General features: G+C 60.6%; 22 protein-coding genes. 9 read left to right on the top strand and 13 right to left on the bottom strand.

All coding sequences use genetic code 11. The features are described 5' to 3' along the window. Positions 1 to 58 precede the first annotated feature (58 nt). Positions 59 to 361, bottom strand: a complete 303-nt coding sequence (locus tag DT070_RS01565; protein WP_122953825.1) for a putative quinol monooxygenase — start codon at positions 359 to 361, stop codon at positions 59 to 61. Positions 362 to 513: 152 nt separating this feature from the next. On the opposite strand from DT070_RS01565, the gene DT070_RS01560 reads away from it, so the two are divergent. Both DT070_RS01560 and DT070_RS01555 read left to right on the top strand, forming a co-directional pair. Beyond that, entirely contained in the window at positions 514 to 1,608 is a 1,095-nt protein-coding gene (locus DT070_RS01560) for a helix-turn-helix transcriptional regulator (RefSeq protein WP_122953824.1), read from the top strand. Positions 1,609 to 1,754: 146 nt separating this feature from the next. Beyond that, entirely contained in the window at positions 1,755 to 2,633 is an 879-nt protein-coding gene (locus tag DT070_RS01555; RefSeq protein ID WP_122953823.1) for a serine hydrolase, read from the top strand. Positions 2,634 to 2,695: 62 nt separating this feature from the next. On the opposite strand, the gene DT070_RS01550 is transcribed toward DT070_RS01555, so the two are convergent. After that, entirely contained in the window at positions 2,696 to 3,613 is a 918-nt protein-coding gene (locus DT070_RS01550; RefSeq protein ID WP_240642562.1) for a LysR family transcriptional regulator, read from the bottom strand. 164 nt (positions 3,614 to 3,777) lie between these two features. Here DT070_RS01550 and DT070_RS01545 point away from each other — a divergent pair, with 164 nt between their 5' ends. Beyond that, positions 3,778 to 4,758 carry a sodium-dependent bicarbonate transport family permease gene (locus DT070_RS01545; protein ID WP_122953821.1) on the top strand — a complete coding sequence of 327 codons (981 nt, stop codon included), beginning with the start codon at positions 3,778 to 3,780 and terminating at the stop codon, positions 4,756 to 4,758. 99 nt (positions 4,759 to 4,857) lie between these two features. Here the strand turns inward: DT070_RS01545 and DT070_RS01540 are convergent, their stop codons facing one another. Continuing rightward, positions 4,858 to 5,844 (bottom strand): tripartite tricarboxylate transporter substrate binding protein, encoded by a 987-nt coding sequence (locus tag DT070_RS01540; RefSeq protein WP_122953820.1) that lies wholly within the window; start codon positions 5,842 to 5,844, stop codon positions 4,858 to 4,860. A gap of 55 nt (positions 5,845 to 5,899) precedes the next feature. Continuing rightward, positions 5,900 to 6,457, bottom strand: a complete 558-nt coding sequence (uraD, locus tag DT070_RS01535; protein WP_164483695.1) for a 2-oxo-4-hydroxy-4-carboxy-5-ureidoimidazoline decarboxylase — start codon at positions 6,455 to 6,457, stop codon at positions 5,900 to 5,902. Positions 6,458 to 6,570: 113 nt separating this feature from the next. On the opposite strand from uraD, the gene DT070_RS01530 reads away from it, so the two are divergent. Beyond that, positions 6,571 to 7,512 (top strand): LysR family transcriptional regulator, encoded by a 942-nt coding sequence (locus DT070_RS01530; RefSeq protein ID WP_122953818.1) that lies wholly within the window; start codon positions 6,571 to 6,573, stop codon positions 7,510 to 7,512. Here DT070_RS01530 and DT070_RS01525 read toward each other — a convergent pair. The 4 genes from DT070_RS01525 to DT070_RS01510 form a co-directional block, all read right to left on the bottom strand. Next, positions 7,496 to 8,425: an alpha/beta fold hydrolase gene (locus DT070_RS01525; protein ID WP_122953817.1), complete on the bottom strand. Its 930-nt coding sequence runs from the start codon at positions 8,423 to 8,425 to the stop codon at positions 7,496 to 7,498. The two genes, DT070_RS01530 and DT070_RS01525, sit on opposite strands and share 17 nt — an antisense overlap. A 112-nt stretch (positions 8,426 to 8,537) precedes the next feature. Then, on the bottom strand, positions 8,538 to 8,951 hold the full coding sequence (locus DT070_RS01520) for a VOC family protein (protein ID WP_122953816.1): 414 nt from the start codon (positions 8,949 to 8,951) through the stop codon (positions 8,538 to 8,540). Between the two features lie 67 nt (positions 8,952 to 9,018). Beyond that, entirely contained in the window at positions 9,019 to 9,435 is a 417-nt protein-coding gene (locus DT070_RS01515; RefSeq protein ID WP_122953815.1) for a YciI family protein, read from the bottom strand. Positions 9,436 to 9,466: 31 nt separating this feature from the next. Beyond that, positions 9,467 to 9,883 carry a nuclear transport factor 2 family protein gene (locus DT070_RS01510; protein WP_122953814.1) on the bottom strand — a complete coding sequence of 139 codons (417 nt, stop codon included), beginning with the start codon at positions 9,881 to 9,883 and terminating at the stop codon, positions 9,467 to 9,469. Positions 9,884 to 10,062: 179 nt separating this feature from the next. Here DT070_RS01510 and DT070_RS01505 point away from each other — a divergent pair, with 179 nt between their 5' ends. Next, positions 10,063 to 10,935, top strand: coding sequence for a LysR substrate-binding domain-containing protein (locus DT070_RS01505; RefSeq protein ID WP_122953813.1), 873 nt, complete (start codon positions 10,063 to 10,065; stop codon positions 10,933 to 10,935). A 27-nt stretch (positions 10,936 to 10,962) separates the two neighbouring features. Here DT070_RS01505 and DT070_RS21170 read toward each other — a convergent pair whose 3' ends face one another. The 5 genes from DT070_RS21170 to DT070_RS01485 all read right to left on the bottom strand — a co-directional run bounded on the left by DT070_RS21170 (position 10,963) and on the right by DT070_RS01485 (position 14,929). Then, a complete protein-coding gene (locus DT070_RS21170; RefSeq protein WP_153976307.1) occupies positions 10,963 to 11,715 on the bottom strand; it encodes a hypothetical protein in 753 nt (250 codons plus the stop codon). A gap of 130 nt (positions 11,716 to 11,845) precedes the next feature. After that, complete coding sequence (locus DT070_RS01500; RefSeq protein WP_122953812.1) at positions 11,846 to 12,538, bottom strand: DUF4145 domain-containing protein; 693 nt, start codon at positions 12,536 to 12,538, stop codon at positions 11,846 to 11,848. 438 nt (positions 12,539 to 12,976) lie between these two features. Then, positions 12,977 to 13,531: a Panacea domain-containing protein gene (locus DT070_RS01495; RefSeq protein WP_122953811.1), complete on the bottom strand. Its 555-nt coding sequence runs from the start codon at positions 13,529 to 13,531 to the stop codon at positions 12,977 to 12,979. A gap of 145 nt (positions 13,532 to 13,676) precedes the next feature. Next, a complete protein-coding gene (locus DT070_RS01490; protein WP_122953810.1) occupies positions 13,677 to 14,360 on the bottom strand; it encodes a hypothetical protein in 684 nt (227 codons plus the stop codon). Positions 14,361 to 14,434: 74 nt separating this feature from the next. Next, positions 14,435 to 14,929, bottom strand: a complete 495-nt coding sequence (locus tag DT070_RS01485; protein WP_122953809.1) for a hypothetical protein — start codon at positions 14,927 to 14,929, stop codon at positions 14,435 to 14,437. 484 nt (positions 14,930 to 15,413) lie between these two features. Here DT070_RS01485 and urtA point away from each other — a divergent pair, with 484 nt between their 5' ends. The 4 genes from urtA (at position 15,414) to urtD (ending at position 20,754) form a co-directional block, all read left to right on the top strand. Beyond that, complete coding sequence (urtA, locus tag DT070_RS01480) at positions 15,414 to 16,676, top strand: urea ABC transporter substrate-binding protein (RefSeq protein WP_122953808.1); 1,263 nt, start codon at positions 15,414 to 15,416, stop codon at positions 16,674 to 16,676. Between the two features lie 244 nt (positions 16,677 to 16,920). Next, on the top strand, positions 16,921 to 18,498 hold the full coding sequence (gene urtB, locus DT070_RS01475) for an urea ABC transporter permease subunit UrtB (protein WP_122953807.1): 1,578 nt from the start codon (positions 16,921 to 16,923) through the stop codon (positions 18,496 to 18,498). A gap of 256 nt (positions 18,499 to 18,754) precedes the next feature. After that, complete coding sequence (gene urtC, locus DT070_RS01470) at positions 18,755 to 19,873, top strand: urea ABC transporter permease subunit UrtC (RefSeq protein ID WP_369973909.1); 1,119 nt, start codon at positions 18,755 to 18,757, stop codon at positions 19,871 to 19,873. Then, positions 19,870 to 20,754 (top strand): urea ABC transporter ATP-binding protein UrtD, encoded by an 885-nt coding sequence (gene urtD, locus DT070_RS01465; RefSeq protein WP_122953806.1) that lies wholly within the window; start codon positions 19,870 to 19,872, stop codon positions 20,752 to 20,754. Before urtC ends, urtD begins: the two co-directional genes overlap by 4 nt. Positions 20,755 to 20,842: the final 88 nt, after the last annotated feature.

The following is a 20,842-nucleotide window of genomic DNA, read 5'->3' as shown; positions in this document are numbered from 1 at the left end:
AACTGCGCCCTTCAAAGCGGCGTGCGGGCCGCGCGCATGCCAGTCCGTTCGCTGATCGTCAGCCGATGTCCTGGGCGCTCACGTCGGCCGTCAGGTCGGCCTCAAAGAAGCGCCGCGTGTGCGGCAGCGCCATGTGGCTGTCGAGCGCGGCCTGGTCCCTGAAGGCTTCCAGCAAGACAAAGGAATGGGGTGCTGAAAGCGCCTGAAAGAAGACAAACTCCAGGCAGCCTGGCTCCTGCCGCGTGGCAAATTCCAGCTCGCGCAGCGCGCCGCCCAGCACGGCGGCCTGATTCGGTTTGGCGGTGATGCGCACCAGTTTGCGGATGGTCTGGTGGCGTGAGGGAGTAAGGGTGTGCGACATGAGCCGGGAACTTTCAAGGGGCAGGATGGGGAGGCGCTGCTGTGGTGATAAGCGACAGCGCCCGGGACCTGAAAGCGTAGGAAGCCAACCCTGCCCAGGCACCCCCCTGCGGCAGGGGGTTGTGGCCCAAAGCCCCCTAATAGAATGAGCCGATGAGAACCCCCGCCCGGTCCAACTCGCGAACGGTAGCCAGCATTCGCCAGCTCTGCAGCATGGCCTTGCCCGAAGAAATCTTCATGGCCAAGTTCCTTGAGGTGGTTCGGGAATGGCTGGGCTGCGACACCAGCCACTTCATCTGGTGCGAGGGCAAAACGCTGCAGCCCGTGAACTACAGCGGCGACGGTTTCACCGACATCAGCGCCGTGCAGCGCTTCTTCAACCACAACTCCAAGGTTGAGTACCCCGGGGTCATGCCGGCGTTTGCCGATTTGATGCGCACCAACGCCTCCGGCACGCTGGGCTGCGCCGAGGAAGGCGCCGACGCCTACCTGCGCTCAGGCCTGTACCAGGACGTCATGCGCCCGTGCGACGGCCGCTATATGTTGTACCTGGTGGCCCACGACATCCGGGGCGCGCCCAAGGGCTTGCTGTCGCTGCTGCGGTCTTCGTCAGACAAGCCGTTTACCCAGGCAGACCACGAAAAACTGGCGCAGCTGGAGCCCTACCTGCGGCATGCGCTCTCGGTCAACATCGGCGTGGCCAACGCGTTCGAGAGCGCCGACAGCGAAGGCCTGGTGGTGCTCAACGGCGACGGCGCCCTGCGCTACCAGGACCACGAGGCCCGCCGCCTGCTGTGGATGGCCAGCCACGACCGCATCGACGGCAACGCGCTGATCCATCTCGATTCACACAACATCACACCCCAGCTCAAGCGGCTGCACCAGCGACTGGTGTTCATCTTTGAAGGCCGCAACGCCCGCCCGCCTTTTTTTGAATGCCGCAACAGCTGGGGCAAGTTTGTCTTCAAAGGCTCATGGCTGGACGGCGCCCACGAAAAAGCCGTCGGTGTGCGCGTGCTTCACTTCATTCCCCGCTCACTCAAAGCCTGGAAGGGCCTGCACCGCCTGGACCTGGCCCCGCGCCAGCAAGAGGTGGCCCTGCTTTTCAGCGAAGGCAAAACCGTCGCCGAGATCTCCGACCAGCTCAGCATCAGCCGGCACACCGTGGCCGAGTACGTGAAGGTGATTTACGAGCGGCTGGAGATCGACCCCAACCGCGAGGCCCTGCAGCAGGTGCTGCTGGCCTGACGCGCGTGGCCAGATCGGTGGCGCCACCCATGGGCGTCTGCCGGCCTGGCGGCATAAACCTGGCGCAGTACCTTTCGCGCATCCTCCAGAACGGGCTGCCATTGCATCCACCCACCATTTGAGCTGATTCATCAGGAGACTTCACGATGCTTCATGTACTTGTTCAAGACGATCGGTTGCTGTGCGATCAGGGCGCAGAGACTGTCGTGCCCTGGTGGAGCTTCGGCAAAACTGTGATATCCGCTGCACTACTGGTCCAAGTCCAAAACGGTCTCCTCGCACTGGATGATCCGGTTTTCGAGTGGCCATTCACGTTGCGGCAACTGCTGCGCCATCAGGCAGGACTCGCGGATTACGGTCAACTGCCCGAGTATCACGCTGCCGTTGAACGCGGAGAAGCTGCATGGAAGGACGAGGACATGTTGCTGCGCGTGCAGGCCGCTGATTTGGGATATCCCCCCGGTGCGTCCTGGTGTTATTCCAATGTCGGCTACTTCTACGCGCGGCGAATCATCGAGCGCAGCGCCGGCGAGGAATTCGGGGCCGCCCTGCGCAGGCTGGTTTTTCGTCCATTGGGCCTTGAGGATGTACGCCTGCTTGACGCGAAGCAGGACTTCGAAGGGGCCGTCTTGGGTATACCCTCCACTTACGACCCGCGCTGGGTTTATCACGGCCTGATGGTCGGCCCTCTCGCTGAAGCCGCCTTCATGCTGGACCGGCTGATGGCGGGGCAGCTCATCTCTTCCTCGATGCTGGCAGCCATGATGGATGCTTACCCTGTCGGCCCATCTATTCCCGGGCGACCCTGGCGGGTCCCGAAGTACGGGCTTGGCGTCATGGTCGGTGAAACTCACGGCGGCAGATCAGTCGCTGGGCATACTGGAGGAGGGCCCGGCAGCTGTGTTGCTGTCTACCGGAATTTAAGCTCGCCAAGCGCTTTCACTGCTGCGGCATTCGCGCTGGGCGCCGATGCCGGCGCGGTCGAACGTCAAGCGATGGAGGCTGACCCACCGCTGAACGCATAGGGAGAATGTCGCCGTCACCCTGACCCGTGGTGCTGGACGCATGGCTGCGGCATTCGGCTGCCTCACGTGGCGGAGATAGACACCGCCTGATCGAGGTACTGCAGAAACACGGCCGCTGCCCGGGGCAGCCGGCGATCGGCCCGGTGCACGACATGCCAGTGCCGGCTGATGGGAAAGCCCGCCACTTTCAGGATGGCCAGGTTGTCCGCTGCCGGATCCGGCGCAATGGCGTGCCGCGACACCACGGCCAGGCCCAGCCCTGCGGCCACCGCATGTTTGATCGCTTCATTGCTGCCCAGGGTCATGCGGATGTTGGGCGTCAATTCATGTTCGGCCAGAAACTCGAGCGCCGCCTGCCGGGTGCCCGAGCCGGGCTCTCTCATCAGCAGGGGTTCATCGGCCAGCTTTTTGAGGGGAATAGCGCGGCGGGCAGCCCAGGGGTGCGCGAGCGGGCCCACCAGGCACAAGGGGTTCTCCATCACCGGCGTGGCCGACAGGGGGATGTGCAGGGGCGGCGTCATCATCACCGCAAGGTCGTCCTGGGCGTTTTCCAGGCGGCTCACCACCTTGTCGCGGTTCTCGATGACCAGGTCCACGTCGATGCCGGGAAAGGCGTCGACAAAAGGCTTGAGCCACTGGGCGAGGAAATACTCCGTGGTGGTGACGCCCGCGATCTTCAGTGAGCCGCGGATCATTTGCTGGCGGTCAAGAATCCCGCTTTCAAACTCGCGCCATGACTCAAACATGGCCTCGATGGTTGCCAGCAGGTCGCGGCCTGCGTCGGTGATACGCACGCCCCGGCCTGCGGGCACCAGCAGGTCCACACCCACCGCGCTGCGCAACTCCTTGAGTTGTGTCGACACCGTGGGCTGCGTGAGATGCAGCGCCGCCGCAGCCCTGGTGATGCCGCCCAGCCTGGCCACTGCTTCAAAACTGCGCAGCTGTACGAAGGTAACTTTGGGGTAGGCGTTCAGGTACATCGTCAACACATCAGAAATTACATCGGGGGAATACATCGGATTAACCAATGCAAAAGATAAGAATACATCATTAGACGTCTATGGGTTGAGTCGGGAGAATCCCCTGAAGCCAAGCCGGAAGCGCACCGCAAACCGGCTGCAAACTTCTTCTTCGGACCCTTCTCATGAATTCCCTGCTGGACCCTGTCGTCATGTTTTTCCTGCTCGGCATTGCCGCCGGCGCGCTCAAGTCCAACCTCGAGATACCGCAGGCCATCTCGCGCTTTCTGTCGCTGTATCTCATGATGGCGCTGGGGCTCAAGGGCGGCTTTGCCCTGGCCAAATCGGGGCTGACGCCCGACATCGCGATCAGCCTGGCCTGCGCCTTCGGCCTGGCCCTGGTGGTGCCGCTGGCCGCCTACGCCTTGCTCAGAAGGCACCTGAACGGTTACGACGCCGCCGCTGTCTCGGCGACCTACGGCTCCGTGAGCGCCGTGACCTTCATCACCGCCGCCCAATACCTGGACGCCCGCAGCATCGACTACGGCGGCCACATGGCCGCCGCCATGGCGCTGATGGAGTCGCCGGCCATCATCGCGGCGATTGTGCTGGCCAATTTGCAGCGCAAGCGGGATGCCGGCAGCGCAGCGGCGCAAGGCCTCGCGCCGGCATCAGGCCCGTCCTTGTGGACTGTCATCAAGGATTCGCTCACCGACGGCACGCCCTTGCTGTTGCTGGGCGCCATGCTTATCGGCATCAGCAGCGGCGAAGCCGGCCAGAAAGCCTTCGAGCCCTTCACCGCCGATCTCTTCAAGGGCATGCTGGCTTTCTTCCTGCTGGACATGGGCCTGCTGGTGTCGCGCAATGTCGGCGGCCTGCGCGGCAAAAGCCTGTTTGTGCCGTTCTATGCCGTGGCCGGCCCGGTTTCGCATGCGGGTGTTGCGCTGCTATTGGGATGGCTGACTGGAATGTCGCAGGGCAACACCATCCTGCTGATGGTGCTGGCTGGAAGCGCTTCTTACATTGCCGTGCCTGCCGTGGTGCGCCACGCCATCCCCGAGGCCAACCCCACGCTTTACTTCGGCATGTCCCTGGGCATTACCTTTCCGCTGAACATCCTGGTGGGCATTCCTGTCTATACACGGTTGGTCGGGGCGTTGTGGTGAGTGGCACGGCGATATGCCCCGGCAGGCCTTGAGGGGGTTGCCCCTGGCTTCACGGGGCTGCGCGGCACTGCAGCGACAGCGCCGGATTCTCTACAGCCCCTATTGCGGCACCAGCCCCGAAGCCTTCACCAGGTCCGCATGCAGCGCGATCTCCTGTGCGATGACTTGCTGGAATTGCTCGGGCGTGGTGGGTGCCGTTTCCATGCCTATTTCATAGAGCTGCTTTTTCACGTCCTCGCTCTGCAGGATGGCGTGTACCTGGCGGTTCAACTGGTCCACGAGCGCGCGCGGGGTCGCCGCCGGCGCCAGCAGGCCGATCCAGGTCTGCATGACCATGTTCGGGATGCCTGCTTCGCGCATGGTGGGCACGTCGGCGATCAGCGCCGAGCGCTTGTCGCTCATCAGCGCCAGCGCGGTCAGCTTGCCGGTCTTGAGGTAGGGCAGTGCCTCGGGCAGAGGCGCGAACAGCAGGTCAACGTTGCCGCCCAGCAGGTCGGTGATGGCCAGCGCGCCGCCCTTGTAAGGCACATGGGTCATGCGCACCTGCGCCCGCGTCTCGAACATCAGCGCGGCCAGGTGTTGCGGGCTGCCGTCGCCCGAGCTGGCGTAGTTCAGGCTGCCGGGCTTGGCCTTGGCGGCGGCCAGAAGCGCCCCTGCGCTGGAAAACTTCTGCTTGTCTTTGACCACCAGCACCATGGACTGGTTGGCCAGCTTGGTGATGGGGGCGAAATCAGCCTGTGGGTCGTAAGGCAGCTCTTTGAAGATGCTCTTGTTGGTGGTCAGGAACGAGGCAGGCGAAGTCATCAGCGTGTAGCCGTCCGGCGCGGCCTTGGCCACCACCGGCAGGCCGATGCGGCCGGAGGCGCCGGCCCGGTTGTCGACCACGAAGGGTTGGCCGGTGACGGCGGCCAGCTTCTGGCCGACCAGGCGCGCAATGATGTCGACCCCGCCGCCGGCTGGCAGCGCCACGATGACTTTCACCGGATGGTCGGGATAGGTGCCTTGGGCGACGGCGGGCACCGCCGCGGCCAGCAGGCCCAGCGCGCACGTCACGGTCAGGAGGGAAATTCTGCGTCGAGTGTTCATGGGTAACTCCGGTGGTAGGTCAGCAAGGTGAGGGAGGTCAGGAAGGTCAGGAAGGTCAGGAAGGAATGAATTCGCCGTGGCTGGCCGCGTGGGAAACATCGGACACCAGGCGGTCCAGCCGCAGGCGGGTGATGGCGGCAATTTCGCCGAGTGTGGTGCTCAGTTCGGTGGCTCGGTCGTGCTGCAGGCGCTGCTCAAAGGCTTGCAGCGCCGACTCCCGCGTGTGGCGGCGAATGCACAGGATGAAGGGGAAGCCGAAGCGCGTACGGTAGGCCCGGTTAAGTGCGTTCCAGCGTTCGGCCTCGCGTGCATCCAGCTGCGCCAGCGAGAGCGTGCCTTGTTCTGCAATGGACGCATCGGTCATCGTGCCCCGGCGGGCGTCATCACCGGCCAGCTCCGGGTGTCCGGCATAGAAGGCAATGCGCGCGGGCTCGTCCTGCCCGGCCACCACCGCCACCATGGCCGTGTGCAGTGCTTCGACGGTGGCGAAAGGGCGCTGGGTCACGACGCCGCGCGCTACCCAGGGCGCATGCTCCCAGATGTCTGCCAGGGCGGCGCAAAAGGCCTCGGGCGTGCAGGTATTGAGGTGTTCCAGGCTGAATCGTGTGCTCATGAAACGGATCGTAGGGACACAAATCATTGCCGTCCATCACCATTTTTGCAACGCTGCGTACGCAAAATCAGTACACTCGACCTGCACTTATCCCACTCGCCACCCATCTATCCATGCGCTATTCGCTCGTTCCCGCCGGACTGCGCTACGCCGACCAGGTGGCGCGCTCGGGCTCCATCCAGAAGGCCGCGCGTGAGCTCCACGTGGCGGCTTCGGCCATCAACCGGCAGATCCTGCAGCTGGAGGAAGAACTCGGCGTGCCCTTGTTTGAGCGGCTGCCGCGCGGCATGCGCCTGACGCCCTCGGGCGACGCGCTCATCACGCTGGCGCGCCACTGGCTGCAGGACGAACGCGGCGTGGTCGCAGAGATCCGGCGCATCCAGGGCATCCACCAGGGCCATGTGTCGCTGGTGGCCATGGACAGCCACGCCACCAGCGTCATGCCCGCCCTGGTGCGGGACCTGGGTGCGCAGCATCCGCTGGTCAGCCTGTCCATCGCACTGGCTACCCCCGACGATGCCGAGGCCGCACTGATGACCGGCCAGGCCGACCTGGCCGCCATCTTCAACCTGAAACCGCGCCGGGAGTTGCTGGTGCTCTGGAAGAGCGCGCTGCCGCTGGGCTGCGTGGTGGCGCCCGGGCACCCGCTGGCGCAGCGCGAGACGGTGAGCTTCCAGGAGGCCATGGCCCACCCGGTCGCGCTGCAGAGCAAGGCGCTGACGATCCGGCGTTATCTCGAGGCGCAGTACAACTGGCTGTTCAAGGAGCCGCGCCGCTATACCGAGACCAACTCGCTGCAGCTGGTCAAGCAGCTTGCGCTCGGCGGCAACCATGTGGTGTTCACGTCCGAGCTGGACGTGGCGGCGGAACTGGCCACCGGCCAGCTGGTCTTTATCCCGGTGCGCGACCGGGGGGCCGAACCGCAAGAGATCAGCGTCGCCGTGGATGCCACCAAGCCGCCCGGCCCTATCGTGAAGCTGGTGTCCGAGCGGCTCATCGCTGCGCTGCAGGACTGCCTTGCGGCGGCACGCACCCGCGCTACTTCTGCGCGTTAACCTGCTGCGCCCAGCTCGCCGTGTTGCTCTTGCCATCCAGGAAAGACAGCACCGTCGGCACCAGCGCCGGCGCAAGGAACAGGTCGTAGTGCGTGAACCCCGGCAAGATCGCCAGCCGGTTCTTCGCCATGTTCTCCCGCATCCAGCCCGCGTCCTTCAGCCCGCCGCCCAGCAGCTGATAAAACTTCACGATGTGCTCGGGGCGGTACATGTCGCTGTCGCCAAACACCAGCATCACCGGCATCTGCAGCTTTTTCACGTCTTCCGAATAGTCATAAGGCGTGCGCATCAAGGCGCCCATCTTGTCGAGCAGCTTGGGGAAGTCCTGCGGGCGCGGCGCTACTGCAGCGTAGGACTTGTACATTGGCGTTTCCTTCATCATGTCGGCCATGCCCGCGCCGACTTGCGCCTGCATCGGCAGCATCTCGGGAAAGAAACCGTCTTGCGCGTAGCCGGCCGACACCAGCACCAGGCGCCGCACGCGCTCAGGGTGTTGCACCGCCATGCGAAAGCCGACACCGCCGCCCATCGAATAACCCATCACATCCACCGGGCCGTAGCCAAGCTGCTTGAGGATCTGCGCCATGTCGTCGCCCATGTCGACCAGGCTCACGGGCCGCTCGGTCAGCGCCGTGCGGCCATGGCCGTACAGGTCAACGCCGATCACCTGGCGGGTCTTGGTGAGCGCCGTCAGCACCGGGCCGAACATGTCGAACTGGCCCAGGCCGCCATGCAAAAGCAGCAGCGGCTCGCCCTGGCCGTGCACCTGGTAGTGGTAGTTGACGCCATTGGCGTTGAGGTAGCCGCTTTTGACGGGCTTGCTTTCCTGGGCGTGAGAGGCGACAGGAACGATGGTGGCAACAGCCACCGCGGCGGTGAGCAGCGGGGCGAAAAGAGTACGCAGGAACTTCATCGATTTCTCCTTGAGTTAAAAATAAGGAACCAGCCCGTCGTCGTTTGGGCCTGTTCACATAAGCACGACGAACGAGGCGGCTGAAATCGACACAGTCCGGCTACGTATTCCCTTACGCGGCAGCCTGCGCCGCCGCCATATCCATCCACACCGGCTCAAACACATGGCCGTCCGGGTCCTGAAACGCGCGGTTGTACATAAAGCCCATGTCGATCGGTGGGCGAACGTCGGCTTTGCCGCCGGCAGCGGCGGCGGCGGCCGTGATGGCGTCTACGTCTTCACGGCTGTCGCGCGACAGGCACAGCAACACCTGGCAGGTCTGCTGCGCGTCAGGGATGCGTTTCGACGTGAAGGTGCCAAAGTACTCGTGCGTCAGCAGCATGAAGCTGATGGTGTCCGACCAGACCATCATCGCGGCCTTCTCGTCGCTGAACTGCATGTTTTGCTCACAGCCGATCGCCTTGTAAAAGCGGATGGCTGCTGCGAGGTCCTTCACGGGCAGGTTGACGAAGATCATTTTGGGCATGGTTATCTCCTTGAGGTTGAGGTTGAGGTTGAGGTTGAGGTTGGGAAATGGATATGGAGGATTGAATTCAAGCGATTTGCGCGCGCAGCCGCTCTTCCTGCTCGCGCAGCTCGGGCGTAAAGGCTTCACCAAAGTCTTCCGCCGCAAAGACCTGGCGGATCTCAAGGTCCGAATCGTCTGACATCGGGTTGGGGCAGCGCTTGGCCCATTCGATGGCTTCTTGCAGTGACGCGCACTGCCAGATCCAGAAGCCGGCCACCAGCTCCTTGGTCTCGCTGAAGGGCCCGTCGATCACGGTGCGGTTCTTGCCGGAAAAGCGTATGCGCGCACCCTTCGAGCTGGGATGCAAGCCTTCACCGGCCTGCATGATGCCCGCCTTCACGAGCGCTTCGTTGTACTTGCCCATCTCCGTGAGCAACTGCTCGCTGGGCATCACGCCGGCTTCACTGTCGGCGGTGGCTTTGACCATGACCATAAATTTCATGTGAGCTCTCCTGTGGTTGGGGTTAAAAAAATCAGTGGGTTTGCACGCCGCGGTACTTGTCGCCCACGGCTTCGCGTATGGGCGCCGTGTCATAGACGATGGTCATCGTGTCGATCAGGCCCTGCTCATTAAAGTCAAACAGGTCCACACACTCAAAGCTGACCTGCGCACCATCCGCCAGCTCCCAGCGGTAGGTCAAACAGGTCGAAGCCCGGCGCGAGCCGACACCGCTCACAAACACCTCGGGTTTTTCGATCACGCTGCGCCGCGTGGCCGCCTTCAGCAAGTCAAAGAACTTGCCCGCCGGCTGCATGCCCAGGAAGGGCGAGTGCACAGTGCCCCGGGCGCTGAACAGCGACACAATGCCGCGCACGTCGCCCGCGGCCAGCAGGGCCAGGTAGCGGTTGATGATGTCGATATATGCCAGTGCGTTGGAGCTGATAACCATGATTTTGGGGAAGCCTGTTGGAATGAGTGGGTGGATCGTAGGAGCCACCGCGCCAGAGCACCAACGAAAGTTTTTGGGGGCAGCCATGTGCGGCGCGCATGGCTGGTACAGGCTCGTGCCGTGGCGGACCGCCACGATAAACTGCGCCCATGAACGACAACGCCCCACGCGCCTGAGCCATGGCAGCCCTGCCACCCCTGTACGCCCTGCAGGCTTTTCTGGCCGCCGCTGATTGCGGCAGCTTCACAGGCGCCGCCACCCGCCTCAACCTGACCCAGGGCGCGGTGAGCAGGCAGGTGCAGTTGCTGGAAGAGTATTACGGGTGCCCGCTGTTTGTGCGCGTAGCCCGCGGCCTCACACTCACCGCCGAAGGCCAGCAACTGATCGCGCCGGTACGGCAAGCGATGACCACGCTGTCTGAAGCCAGCGCACGCGTACGGCGCGTCAGCGATGTCCTCAGAGTGCAGTTTCCGCCCACCATGGCTGTCAGGTGGTTCTTGCCCCGCCTGCCGGAATTGCAGGCGGCGCTGCCCGGACTGGAAATTCGCGTCGCGACCCACTGGACAGACGCACCCGATTTCAGCAACACCGATGCCGACGTCATCATTGCCCACGGCAAAGGCGGCTGGCCGCAAGTGGTTGAGGTGCCGCTGATGCGCGAACGCCTGGTGCCCCTGTGCATCCCGGAGATAGCCGCCACCCTGCAACAACCCGCCGACCTGGCCGGCGCCACCCTCCTGCACGCCAGAGCCAACCGCCACGAATGGCAGACCTGGCTGCGCGGCGCCGGCCTGCCCGATCTGCAGGGCACAGGTGAACAACTGTTTGACACGCTGGATATGTGCGTCCAGAGCGCAGAGCGCGGCCAGGGTGTTGCCATTGCCGACGCCGCCTTGTTCGCTGATCTGATCGCCTCAGGCAAAGTCGTGAAGCCCTTCGACATTGAGGTCGACAGCGGGAATGCTTATTTCCTCACCTATCCGCCTGAGCGGCGGGAGCAGCGGAATATCCGGCTGTTTGAGGAATGGCTGGTGTCTGCGTTACGGGGGTGAGGGTGCTTTTGCCTGTAGTAGACGGGCTTATCTCTGAGTTCGTGAGAGCACTTCTTGCCAAGATCCAACTATTGGACCTTGGAAGCTGATGTTTTGGAGAATACGAATGGCTTCTACGATGTTGTCTACTGCGATCGCACCGAGGTTTGTATCAGCTAAGCCGATGTCGTGAGGAAGGGCTGTTTCCCATCCCGAGAATTTGGGCCATGGAACCAGCTTCTGAGAGCCGTTGTCGTGTTGAACGCGAATCCAGCATTTCCCTTGAGGGGAGATTAAAAGCGCAATTGATGTTCCTGGTCTTTGCCAAGGCCATGGTGAAGAGCGAGGGACCGCTTGGGTAGTGAATCCGCCGCGAGGTACAGGGGGAAGTTGCTGCAAAGGCCTCGATATAGGTGATCGATTCGTAGTGGCAATCGCGTCCTCCCTAATCTTCTGTGCTCGCGCCGCTGCTGCCTCCTCTTCTTGGAACCAGGAGAGCAGGGCTGCTGTATTTTTTATCAACATTTCACGCTCTTCGGCGGTGAGCTTGCGGCCATTGCCAGCCCCGTAAGAAGCCGGACCAAGAGCGGTTCTGCCTCCGTATCGCTTTTCAAAGCAAGTCGAGCCCAGCACCAAGAGGCGACTGTGTTCCTCGACTATATGAACAGCGGCATATACGGAATGCCCGCATCCAGGTTGCTGGCATTGCACCCTTTCACTCTTATCGACCGCAACGATTGCCTGCAACGTAGGGTTGTTGCTGCTTGCACCAAGTGCATTGGACTCGTTATTGGCATCCATTGTTCAACTCTATTTGCTAAGCCCCCTCCTGACGTGAAGGCTGAATGACCTCAAGAAGGTCGCTCCATAAGTCCTCCGAGTAGCCGGTGCGATCCCGACTGTTGGGCTGGGCTGGGCTGTGTGCTTCTGATTATTGCGGAGGGATTGCTACTGGGGGACGAGGGAATGCTTCTGCAGCCCTTGCAGGAAGTAAGTAGACATCGTGCAAAAGGTGCTCGATAACCTCCATCGCCAACGAAAGTTGATTTGCACTGTGAGGCTTCGCTTCGTGTGCGGCATTGTTTCCAAGCGTGCGAATGTGATGCAGGATTTCTGCGCTTTGCGGCGTCAAAATTCGCCTTTCTACGAGATTGGTGATCTTGTCGTAGAGGTTCACTCCTTCCGCTCGCTTGTCTCCACATATCGTTTCAAGAAGAAGCCGCAAGCCTATGCCCGCTAGAACGGGGGAGCTACCAAGTATGGCTTGCAGGGTTTCTTTGTAGACCCCCTGCACCTTAAACGGTAACTGCCAAATATGTTCTATACCTTTTCTTCCTGCATGCCTAGGCGGATACAACGTCTCGCTTATATCCTCATGTGCGTTCCCCTCATCGTCGTAAAAAGTATTTTCAGAGTTGCTTGTCGTAAGGCGGTAACTCGTTTTTTCACAGCCTAAGCATTGAACGATTTGGTCCACTTGCCCCCACTCGATGTCATAGTCTTCGGTGGACCAACTTTGTTCTACCTCAGTCAGAATTTTGTGCGACGTACTTCCATTGCACTTGCTGCAAACGATTTTTATCGTGTCCCCAACTGCGCCGCGAACTTCTAATTTGGAATGCATTGCTTTCCCCTGAAACTTGTATGCCCGGAAGCATCACATTGATGCGCGGACCAATGCCTCATGAACCCCGGATATGTCATCACAAGAAGCTGCACAGGCTTGAACATCTCGTGTTAAACCGGGGTCGAGTTGTCCGTACTGAAAGACCTCTCCGGTGCCCCGTCGAACGGTAAGAACGTGTAGTGGAATTTCGTAAAACTCGCTGAGGCAAATCCAGGTGTTCTTTTGAAGGCAACAGCATCCTGAGGTAAGCAGGAAAGCGGCAAACCGATTCCCAGCCTGGCACCCATGATCTATACGGTATCGATGCCCTTTAGATGTCGTTTTGGCTGCAACAATCTTCGAGGCGTCACCGCCGAGCACGACCAAGTATTTGTCCTTGGATGTCCCATCAGCGAAAAGAAAGTCCCTATGGAAAATTATTGATCCAGGGGGCATCTATTTACTCATAACTCGGAGAAACTCTTCTCGCTCATCCACGAAGGCAGTCATAGTTTCGTAGTCTTGCGCTCTCAATGCGTATGAGTAAGGAATAGGCTGTTGGCGTCGACCTTCCTGATTCCACACCTTATCCCAGGGTAAATTCTCAAGATGAGTCGCCTCAACCATGTCGTCCGCATAAACGTCTCGGTATTGAGTCGCGAGACTTTCAAGTATCTTTAACTCACGTTTGGTAAACAAGCTTGGATCAAACTGCTTATGAGCGGTGACGGTAAGCATGCTTCCCTTGGCTACAGCCTTAGGACGAAAGGACACACTGTTTCCCCAAGACACTTCGGGCTGCTGCAATTCTTCAAACAACTTTACAGGCACGGGTCCTTTAGGCCACGCAAAGTAGTCCAAGCCAGTAACCGCACGACCGGTATCTCGATAGTGTTTGAAATCTAAAAAGTAGAGGAGCTTGAACAGCTTTGTCTTACCTAGATTGCGAGTGTGGAGCGCAAAGTAGACGACAGCCTCGACAAGCTTCTCGCGTTGTCGGTCAATAATCATGTTGAATTTGGAGGTCGAGCATCTGGGCCTTTGGGGGGAAACCGATGTCGAATGTGAGAGTAACACGCTAAGAAGGCCTTGCCTAGCGCGCTTTACCTAACCCTCCATACCTCCATACCCCCAAGGGTTTGTCGCCCAAGCCCCACTACTCCTCATGTTGATCCCGAATTGGATATGGCCTATCAGTCATAGAGGACCAAACTTGTGAAATTTCTTTGTATGCATCTTTTCTGTCGGGAACAGGATAGTCGGCGGCAGGTTCAAGGTGTGAAATCTCCGATGTTGCCGTGACTACGAAAGTCAAGAGCGCCATCACTGACCTTCTGAACTTTGGCCCAGGAGCCGCCACCTCCCGTACTCCATGAAAAATTAAGCGATTGCATAGCTCGGTTATTTCTTGGTCCTCGAGTGTGAGACTTGCGGCGTTATGGGCAAATTTGTTCCGTATCCCTCGGATAGTGTGAAGATCAGAGTGAACATTTTTGGGGAGCACGCCAATGAGGTAGGCAAAGTCTATTCGGGAGGAGAAGGTGCCCAAGGGACCGTTGAAATCAAAAGCTCGTCTGGCAAGCTTTTTATCGTCAACAAGTTTTGCGCTCAGGAGATATTTGAGTTTGTCGTCAAGGAAAGCCGCAGCCATCAGTACCGCCCCACGGTCAGACTCACTTGAGATTGAACGCCGAAAATCAAATATCTCTCGAATAGGGCCTGCCTTCTCGGGCGAAAGTTGAGAAAGCATTTCCTCCAGTGTTTCATTAACTACGGCGCTAACTTTTTGCCAAACAGCGGTATCTTCAAGCGTCTCTTTGGAATTTTCCGGTACTTCCATACGTCACCCCTTCAAACATGTTGCGTTTCACGGCGAAGCAAGAAAGCAATTCGCGCCTCTGCAAACCACAGTCTCTACCGAGCCGTAAATCCAAACGGCAACAACGGCGGCCCCTTCCGGTACATATCCACGTAAATCGTGATGGTCTTGCTGCCTCCGTCGACCTGAATGTCATAGACATCCAGCAGCCCGCCGCCCGTCGGGATCGACTTGTCTTCGAATTCGCAGCAGGCGCCTCGGCGCTCGTACGTGACGGGCTCGCCTTTCGGCCCGCGCAATGAGTTGAGGTACAGAAGGTGAAGCCGGTTGTCGTAGGGGCCTGTCCGGATGGGGTTGGCGGCAGAGTAGCCGTAGCCTGGGTCGGTGGCGGTTTGCAGCTTGATGACGCGAAGATAGGGCGCTGTTGAATCTGAGCGGCCATTGGGGATGCCTTTTCCGCCTTGGCGCGTGACGGAAATAATCTCTGGCTCGGCTTTTCCTGTGGCTGCGGTGGGTTGGGTGGTCTGGCAGCCTGCGACCAGTGCCGCGCTTAACGCAGCAAGATACAGGCGGGACATCAGCGCGTTCATATTTAGATCCTTGTTGTTCTGACTTATTGGGTGAACTGATTCAAGAAGAAATCAGTTCGCGCAGCAGCCTCCCTGCTGATGCGAGCCCGGATGAGCATTCACAGCATAGCCACCACCCCTGCATTCAGTACCCGGCGTATTCCCGAATCCTCCTGGAGCTGCGGCGTCGGTTCATCGCTGCGTAAGTACTTTGCCGTACTCGCACTTGCCGAGCGCTATAGATTTAATAGCTGTTGGCCTATGACCTGATTGGGCTAGAGGCCTATTTGATGCATAAAGATCTCTGAGCGAGAAGCGCGAGCGACAGGCTGCTCGCGGCCCGCTGCCGCCGGTAGGGCACGCGCACCGCATACGCCACCCGGCGTATTCCCCAATCCCGCTCCGGTCCCCAGAATCGGTTCATCGCTGAGTAAAAGCCCTGGTTTCCCCGGCTTTCGCGCAGCGAAACGCGATTTACCTAACTAATCTACCGGAGTGGATTCACATGCAGCAACGTCGATTTACCCTCAAGGCGATGACCGCCGCCGTCGCACTGGCTGGCCTTGGCGCCATGCCAGCTTTTGCCCAGGACACCATCAAGGTTGGCATCTTGCACAGCTTGTCGGGCACCATGGCCATTTCTGAAACCACGCTGAAAGACACCGTGCTGATGGCGATCGAAGAGATCAATGCAAAGGGCGGCGTGCTGGGCAAGAAGCTCGAGCCTGTGGTGGTTGACCCGGCCTCTAACTGGCCCCTGTTTGCTGAAAAGACCAAGCAGCTGCTCGGCCAGGACAAAGTCTCCGTCATCTTCGGCTGCTGGACATCGGTGTCGCGCAAGTCGGTGCTGCCAGTGGTTGAAGAAATGAACGGCCTGCTGTTCTACCCCGTGCAGTACGAAGGTGAAGAGCTCTCCAAGAACGTGTTCTACACGGGTGCAGCGCCTAACCAGCAGGCTATTCCTGCCGTCGACTACCTGATGAGCAAGGCCGGCGGCGGCGCCAAGCGTTGGGTTCTGCTGGGCACTGACTATGTGTACCCACGCACCACCAACAAGATCCTGCGCGCTTACCTCAAGAGCAAGGGCGTGGCCGACAAGGACATCGACGAGAAATACACGCCCTTCGGCCACAGCGACTACCAGACCATCGTGGCTGACGTGAAGAAGTTCTCGCAAGGCGGCAAGACGGCTGTGGTGTCCACCATCAACGGTGACTCCAACGTGCCCTTCTACAAAGAGCTGGGCAATGCCGGCCTGAAGGCCAAAGACGTGCCAGTGGTTGCCTTCTCTGTGGGTGAAGAAGAACTGCGCGGCGTGGACACGAAACCGCTGGTCGGCCACCTGGCCGCCTGGAACTACTTCCAGTCGATCAAGAGCCCGGCCAACACCGAGTTCATCAAGAAGTGGTCTGCCTACGCCAAAGCCAAGAAGCTCCCTGGCTCTGACAAGCCTCTGACCAACGACCCGATGGAAGCCACCTACATCGGCATCAACATGTGGAAGCAGGCTGTTGAAAAAGCCAAGTCCACCGAGACCGACAAAGTGATCGCCGCCATGGCCGGCCAGACCTTCAATGCGCCTTCCGGCATCGTGAGCAAGATGGACGAGAAAAACCATCACCTGCACAAGTCGGTCTTCATCGGCGAAATCAAGGCTGACGGCCAGTTCAATGTGGTGTGGAAGACGCCTGGCCCTGTGAAGGCCAAGCCATGGTCTCCGTATATCGAAGGCAACGATAAGAAACCGGACGAACCCGTCAAGAAGTAATCCATAGAGCTACTGCGCAACCCGATCTGGGCCCTGCAGTGCTCGCCATACGTCTGTATGGCTCCGCGCTGCAAAACCCACCTCGGGCTGCTCGCTACGCTTTCTGGACAACTTCTCCAGGCACCGTTTTGGTGTCTACGGCCCGGTTCTTGCTCATAGTTGACAAGAGCCGGTGCCCCCAAGGAAGTTGCAGTCTGGGCGCACACGGTTTGCGTGCTGTGCCCAACCTACAGGTTCTTCCCCCATGCTGCTACGCCATCTTTCTTTTCTCCTCTCCACGCTCCTCATAGCAGCCCACGCCCACGCCTTGACTCCGGATGAAGTCAAAGGCATGGCCATTGGCGAGACAGAAGCGCGGGTGGAAGCGCTGGCCAAGGCCGCGGCCAAAGCGGATGAAAAGACGGCCGCATTCATCCAAGCCCTGTCTGATGATGCGGTCAAGACCAAGGGCGACAAGGTCTTCGTGATGAAGGACGACAAGGCCTTTGACCCGATCACCGGCGCCGAGGTGCCGCTGCCGGCCGATGCCGAGGATGTGATCAACCCCAACCTGATGCGCAGCGAGCTCGACAACGCGCTGGCGGCGCTGAAGCTGTTTTCCAAAGACGAGAAGCTGCGGCGCGACGCCATCAAGACGCTGGGCGGCGACACCGATGAAGCGCGCCTGCCGCTGATTGAAAAAGCCTACGCGGCCGAGACGGTGCCTGAGCTGAAGAACCAGCTGGAGCTGATGCGCGCCGCCATCATGCTGGGCAGCACCGACAAGGCCAAGCGGCTCGAAGCCGCGTCACTGCTGTCTGCCAGCAAGAACCCCAATACCAAGACGGTGCTGATTGAGCGCCTGGGCACGGAGGCGGATGCCGATGTGAAGGTAGCTCTGCAAGCCGCGTTAGCAAAGGTCGATGCCTCGCTCGAATGGGGTAACCGGCTGGGCGCGATTTTCAGCGGCATCAGCCTGGGCAGCATCCTGCTGCTGGTGGCGCTGGGCCTGGCGATCACTTACGGGCTGATGGGCGTCATCAACATGGCGCACGGTGAGCTGATGATGATCGGCGCCTACGCGACCTATGTGGTGCAGGGCGTGTTCCAGAAATACTTTCCGGGTGCGTTTGACTGGTATTTGCTGGCTGCGGTGCCTGTCGCCTTTATGGCCTCGGCGCTGATGGGCGCGGCGCTGGAGCGCAGCGTGATCCGGTTCCTCTACGGCCGCCCGCTGGAGACCTTGCTTGCCACCTGGGGTATCAGCCTGATGCTGCAGCAACTCGTGCGTTCCATCTTCGGTGCGCAAAACGTGGGTGTTGAAAACCCGGTGTGGATGAGCGGCGGCGTGCAGGTGCTGGGCAATTTATCGCTGCCTTACAACCGGCTGGTCATCATTGTGTTTGCCGTGGCGGTGCTGCTGGGCGTGGCCTGGCTGATCAGCAAGACCCGCCTGGGCCTGTTTGTTCGCGGCGTGACGCAAAACCGGCCGATTGCTTCGTGCATGGGTGTGAACACGGCGCGGGTGGATACCTATGCGTTTGCGCTGGGCTCTGGCATTGCGGGCCTGGCCGGCTGCGCGCTCAGCCAGGTCGGCAATGTGGGGCCGGACCTGGGCCAAGGCTACATCGTGGATTCGTTCATGGTGGTAGTGCTGGGCGGCGTGGGCCAGCTGGCCGGCACGGTGTATGCCGCGCTGGGCCTGGGCATCCTCAACAAATTCCTGGAAGGCTGGACGGGCGCCGTGCTGGCCAAGATCGCCGTACTGGTGTTCATCATCATCTTCATCCAGAAGCGGCCGCAGGGCATCTTTGCGATGAAGGGGCGGAGTGCGGAAGCATGAGCATGGACAAGCTTGATTTATCTGGCGCACTGGCGGAGGGAGGGCCCTTCGATACCTCAGGGCGAACGGGTTGGGCGGGATCGGAACTGCCCTTCGATACCTCAGGGCGAACGGGTGGGGGTCTCTCAGGGCGAACGGAGGGCGGCAAATCCGTTCGGGTTGAAATCCCCACACCCGTTCGGGCTGAGGTATCGAAGCCTGCCACCTCGCCCCGCCGGAATCCTGCGGCCACAACGGCGTAAAGACGATGACTCCCATGACCCCCATGCCTCCCATCGTCCATCTCCCCGCCAAAGGCCCGCTGCTCACGCGCGGCGGCTGGAGCGCCTTCATGATGGCGCTGATCGCCGTCTGCGCCATCGCACCCATCCTCAACCTGTGGGTGCCCGAGGGCAGCCTCTTCCACATGAGCACCTATGCCGTGGCGCTGCTCGGCAAGATCATGTGCTACGCCATCTGCGCGCTGGCCATGGATTTGATCTGGGGCTACACCGGCATCCTCTCGCTGGGCCACGGTGTGTTCTTTGCGCTGGGCGGTTATGTCATGGGCATGTACCTGATGCGCCAGATCGGCCGCGACGGCAATTACAAAAGCGACTTGCCTGACTTTATGGTCTTCCTGGACTGGAAGGCGCTGCCCTGGCACTGGACTTTCAGCGACAGTTTTGCGGCGACGCTGTTCCTCATCGTGGCGGTGCCCGGTATCGTGGCATTCGTCTTCGGCTTCTTCGCCTTCCGCTCGCGCATCAAGGGCGTTTACTTTTCCATCATCACGCAAGCCATGACGTTTGCGGCCATGCTGCTGTTCTTTCGCAACGAGACGGGCTTTGGCGGCAACAACGGCTTTACCGACTTCAAGCGCATCCTGGGCATCCCGCTGGCCACGCCCTCCATGCGCATGACGCTGTTTGTCTTGACGGGGCTGACGCTGCTGGGCTTCTTCCTCTTTGCCAAATGGCTGGTGGGCAGCAAGTTTGGCCGCGTGCTGCAGGCGATTCGTGATGCGGAAACGCGGGTGATGTTCTCGGGCTACAGCCCGCTGGGCTACAAGCTCACGATCTGGGTCATCTCGGCCGTGATGTGCGGCGTGGCGGGCGCCTTGTATGTGCCGCAGGTCGGCATCATCAACCCCGGTGAAATGAGCCCGGCCAACTCGATCGAGATCGCCATCTGGGCCGCGGTGGGCGGGCGCGCCAGCCTGATCGGGCCGATTGTGGGCGCCTTCATCGTCAATGGCGCCAAGAGCTGGCTCACGGTGGCCTACCCCGAGTTCTGGTTGTACTTTTTGGGCCTGCTGTTTATCGGCGTCACGCTCTTCCTGCCGGACGGCGTGGTGGGCCTGGTCAGGAAATTCCGCAAAGGGGGTGGCAAATGACGCCCGACCTGCTCGAACAAGGCGCGCGGCGTATTGAAGAGCGCCTGGCTGCGCTGGAGGCCGGCAAGGCCAATACCGAATCCGGTGGCCGCAGCGCCAGCGGCAGCCGCATTGCACATGCCACGGGCGAGGTCGACGTCACCCACGGCCGTATCCTCTACCTGGAAGATGTGAGCGTGAGCTTCGACGGCTTCAAGGCCATCAACAAGCTGAGCCTGGACATCGCCCCTGGCGAGCTGCGCTGCATTATCGGCCCCAACGGCGCCGGCAAGACGACCATGATGGACATCATCACCGGCAAGACGCGGCCTGATGAAGGTACGGTGTTCTTTGGCAGCACGATTGATTTGCTGCGCCACAAGGAGGCCGAGATCGCCCAGCTGGGCATTGGCCGCAAGTTCCAGAAGCCGACGGTGTTTGAGCAGCTCACGGTGTTTGAAAACCTGGAGCTGGCGCTCAAGACCAACAAGGGCGTGAAGTCGTCGATGTTCTTCAGGCTCGACTCGGCACAAAGCGACCGCCTGGCCGAGATCCTGGTGACGATTCACCTGGCCGACAGCGTGGGCCGCATGGCCGGCAACCTGAGCCACGGGCAAAAGCAGTGGCTGGAGATCGGCATGCTGCTGATGCAAGACCCCAAGCTGCTGCTGCTCGACGAGCCCGTAGCCGGCATGACGGATGAAGAAACGGCCCGCACGGCGGAGCTGTTTTTAACGCTCAAAGGCAAACATTCGCTGATGGTGGTCGAGCACGACATGAGCTTTATCAAAACGATTTCTGAAATCGTGACGGTGTTGTGTGACGGATCGGTGCTGGCCCAAGGAACACTCGACCAGGTGCAGGCCGATGAGCGGGTGATCGAGGTTTACCTTGGACGCTGAAAGAAAGGTGCTGCGGGCCCGGTGCCGCAATCGGCCGCGGTGCAGGCGGGCGCCCGGCCCCAAACGTTTGGCCGTGTTTGATAATTCA

It is taken from the genome of Polaromonas sp. SP1, assembly GCF_003711205.1.
Taxonomy (GTDB): domain Bacteria; phylum Pseudomonadota; class Gammaproteobacteria; order Burkholderiales; family Burkholderiaceae_C; genus Polaromonas.
Note: the sequence above shows the minus strand (reverse complement) of the source record. Positions and strands in the feature narration are given on the sequence as shown.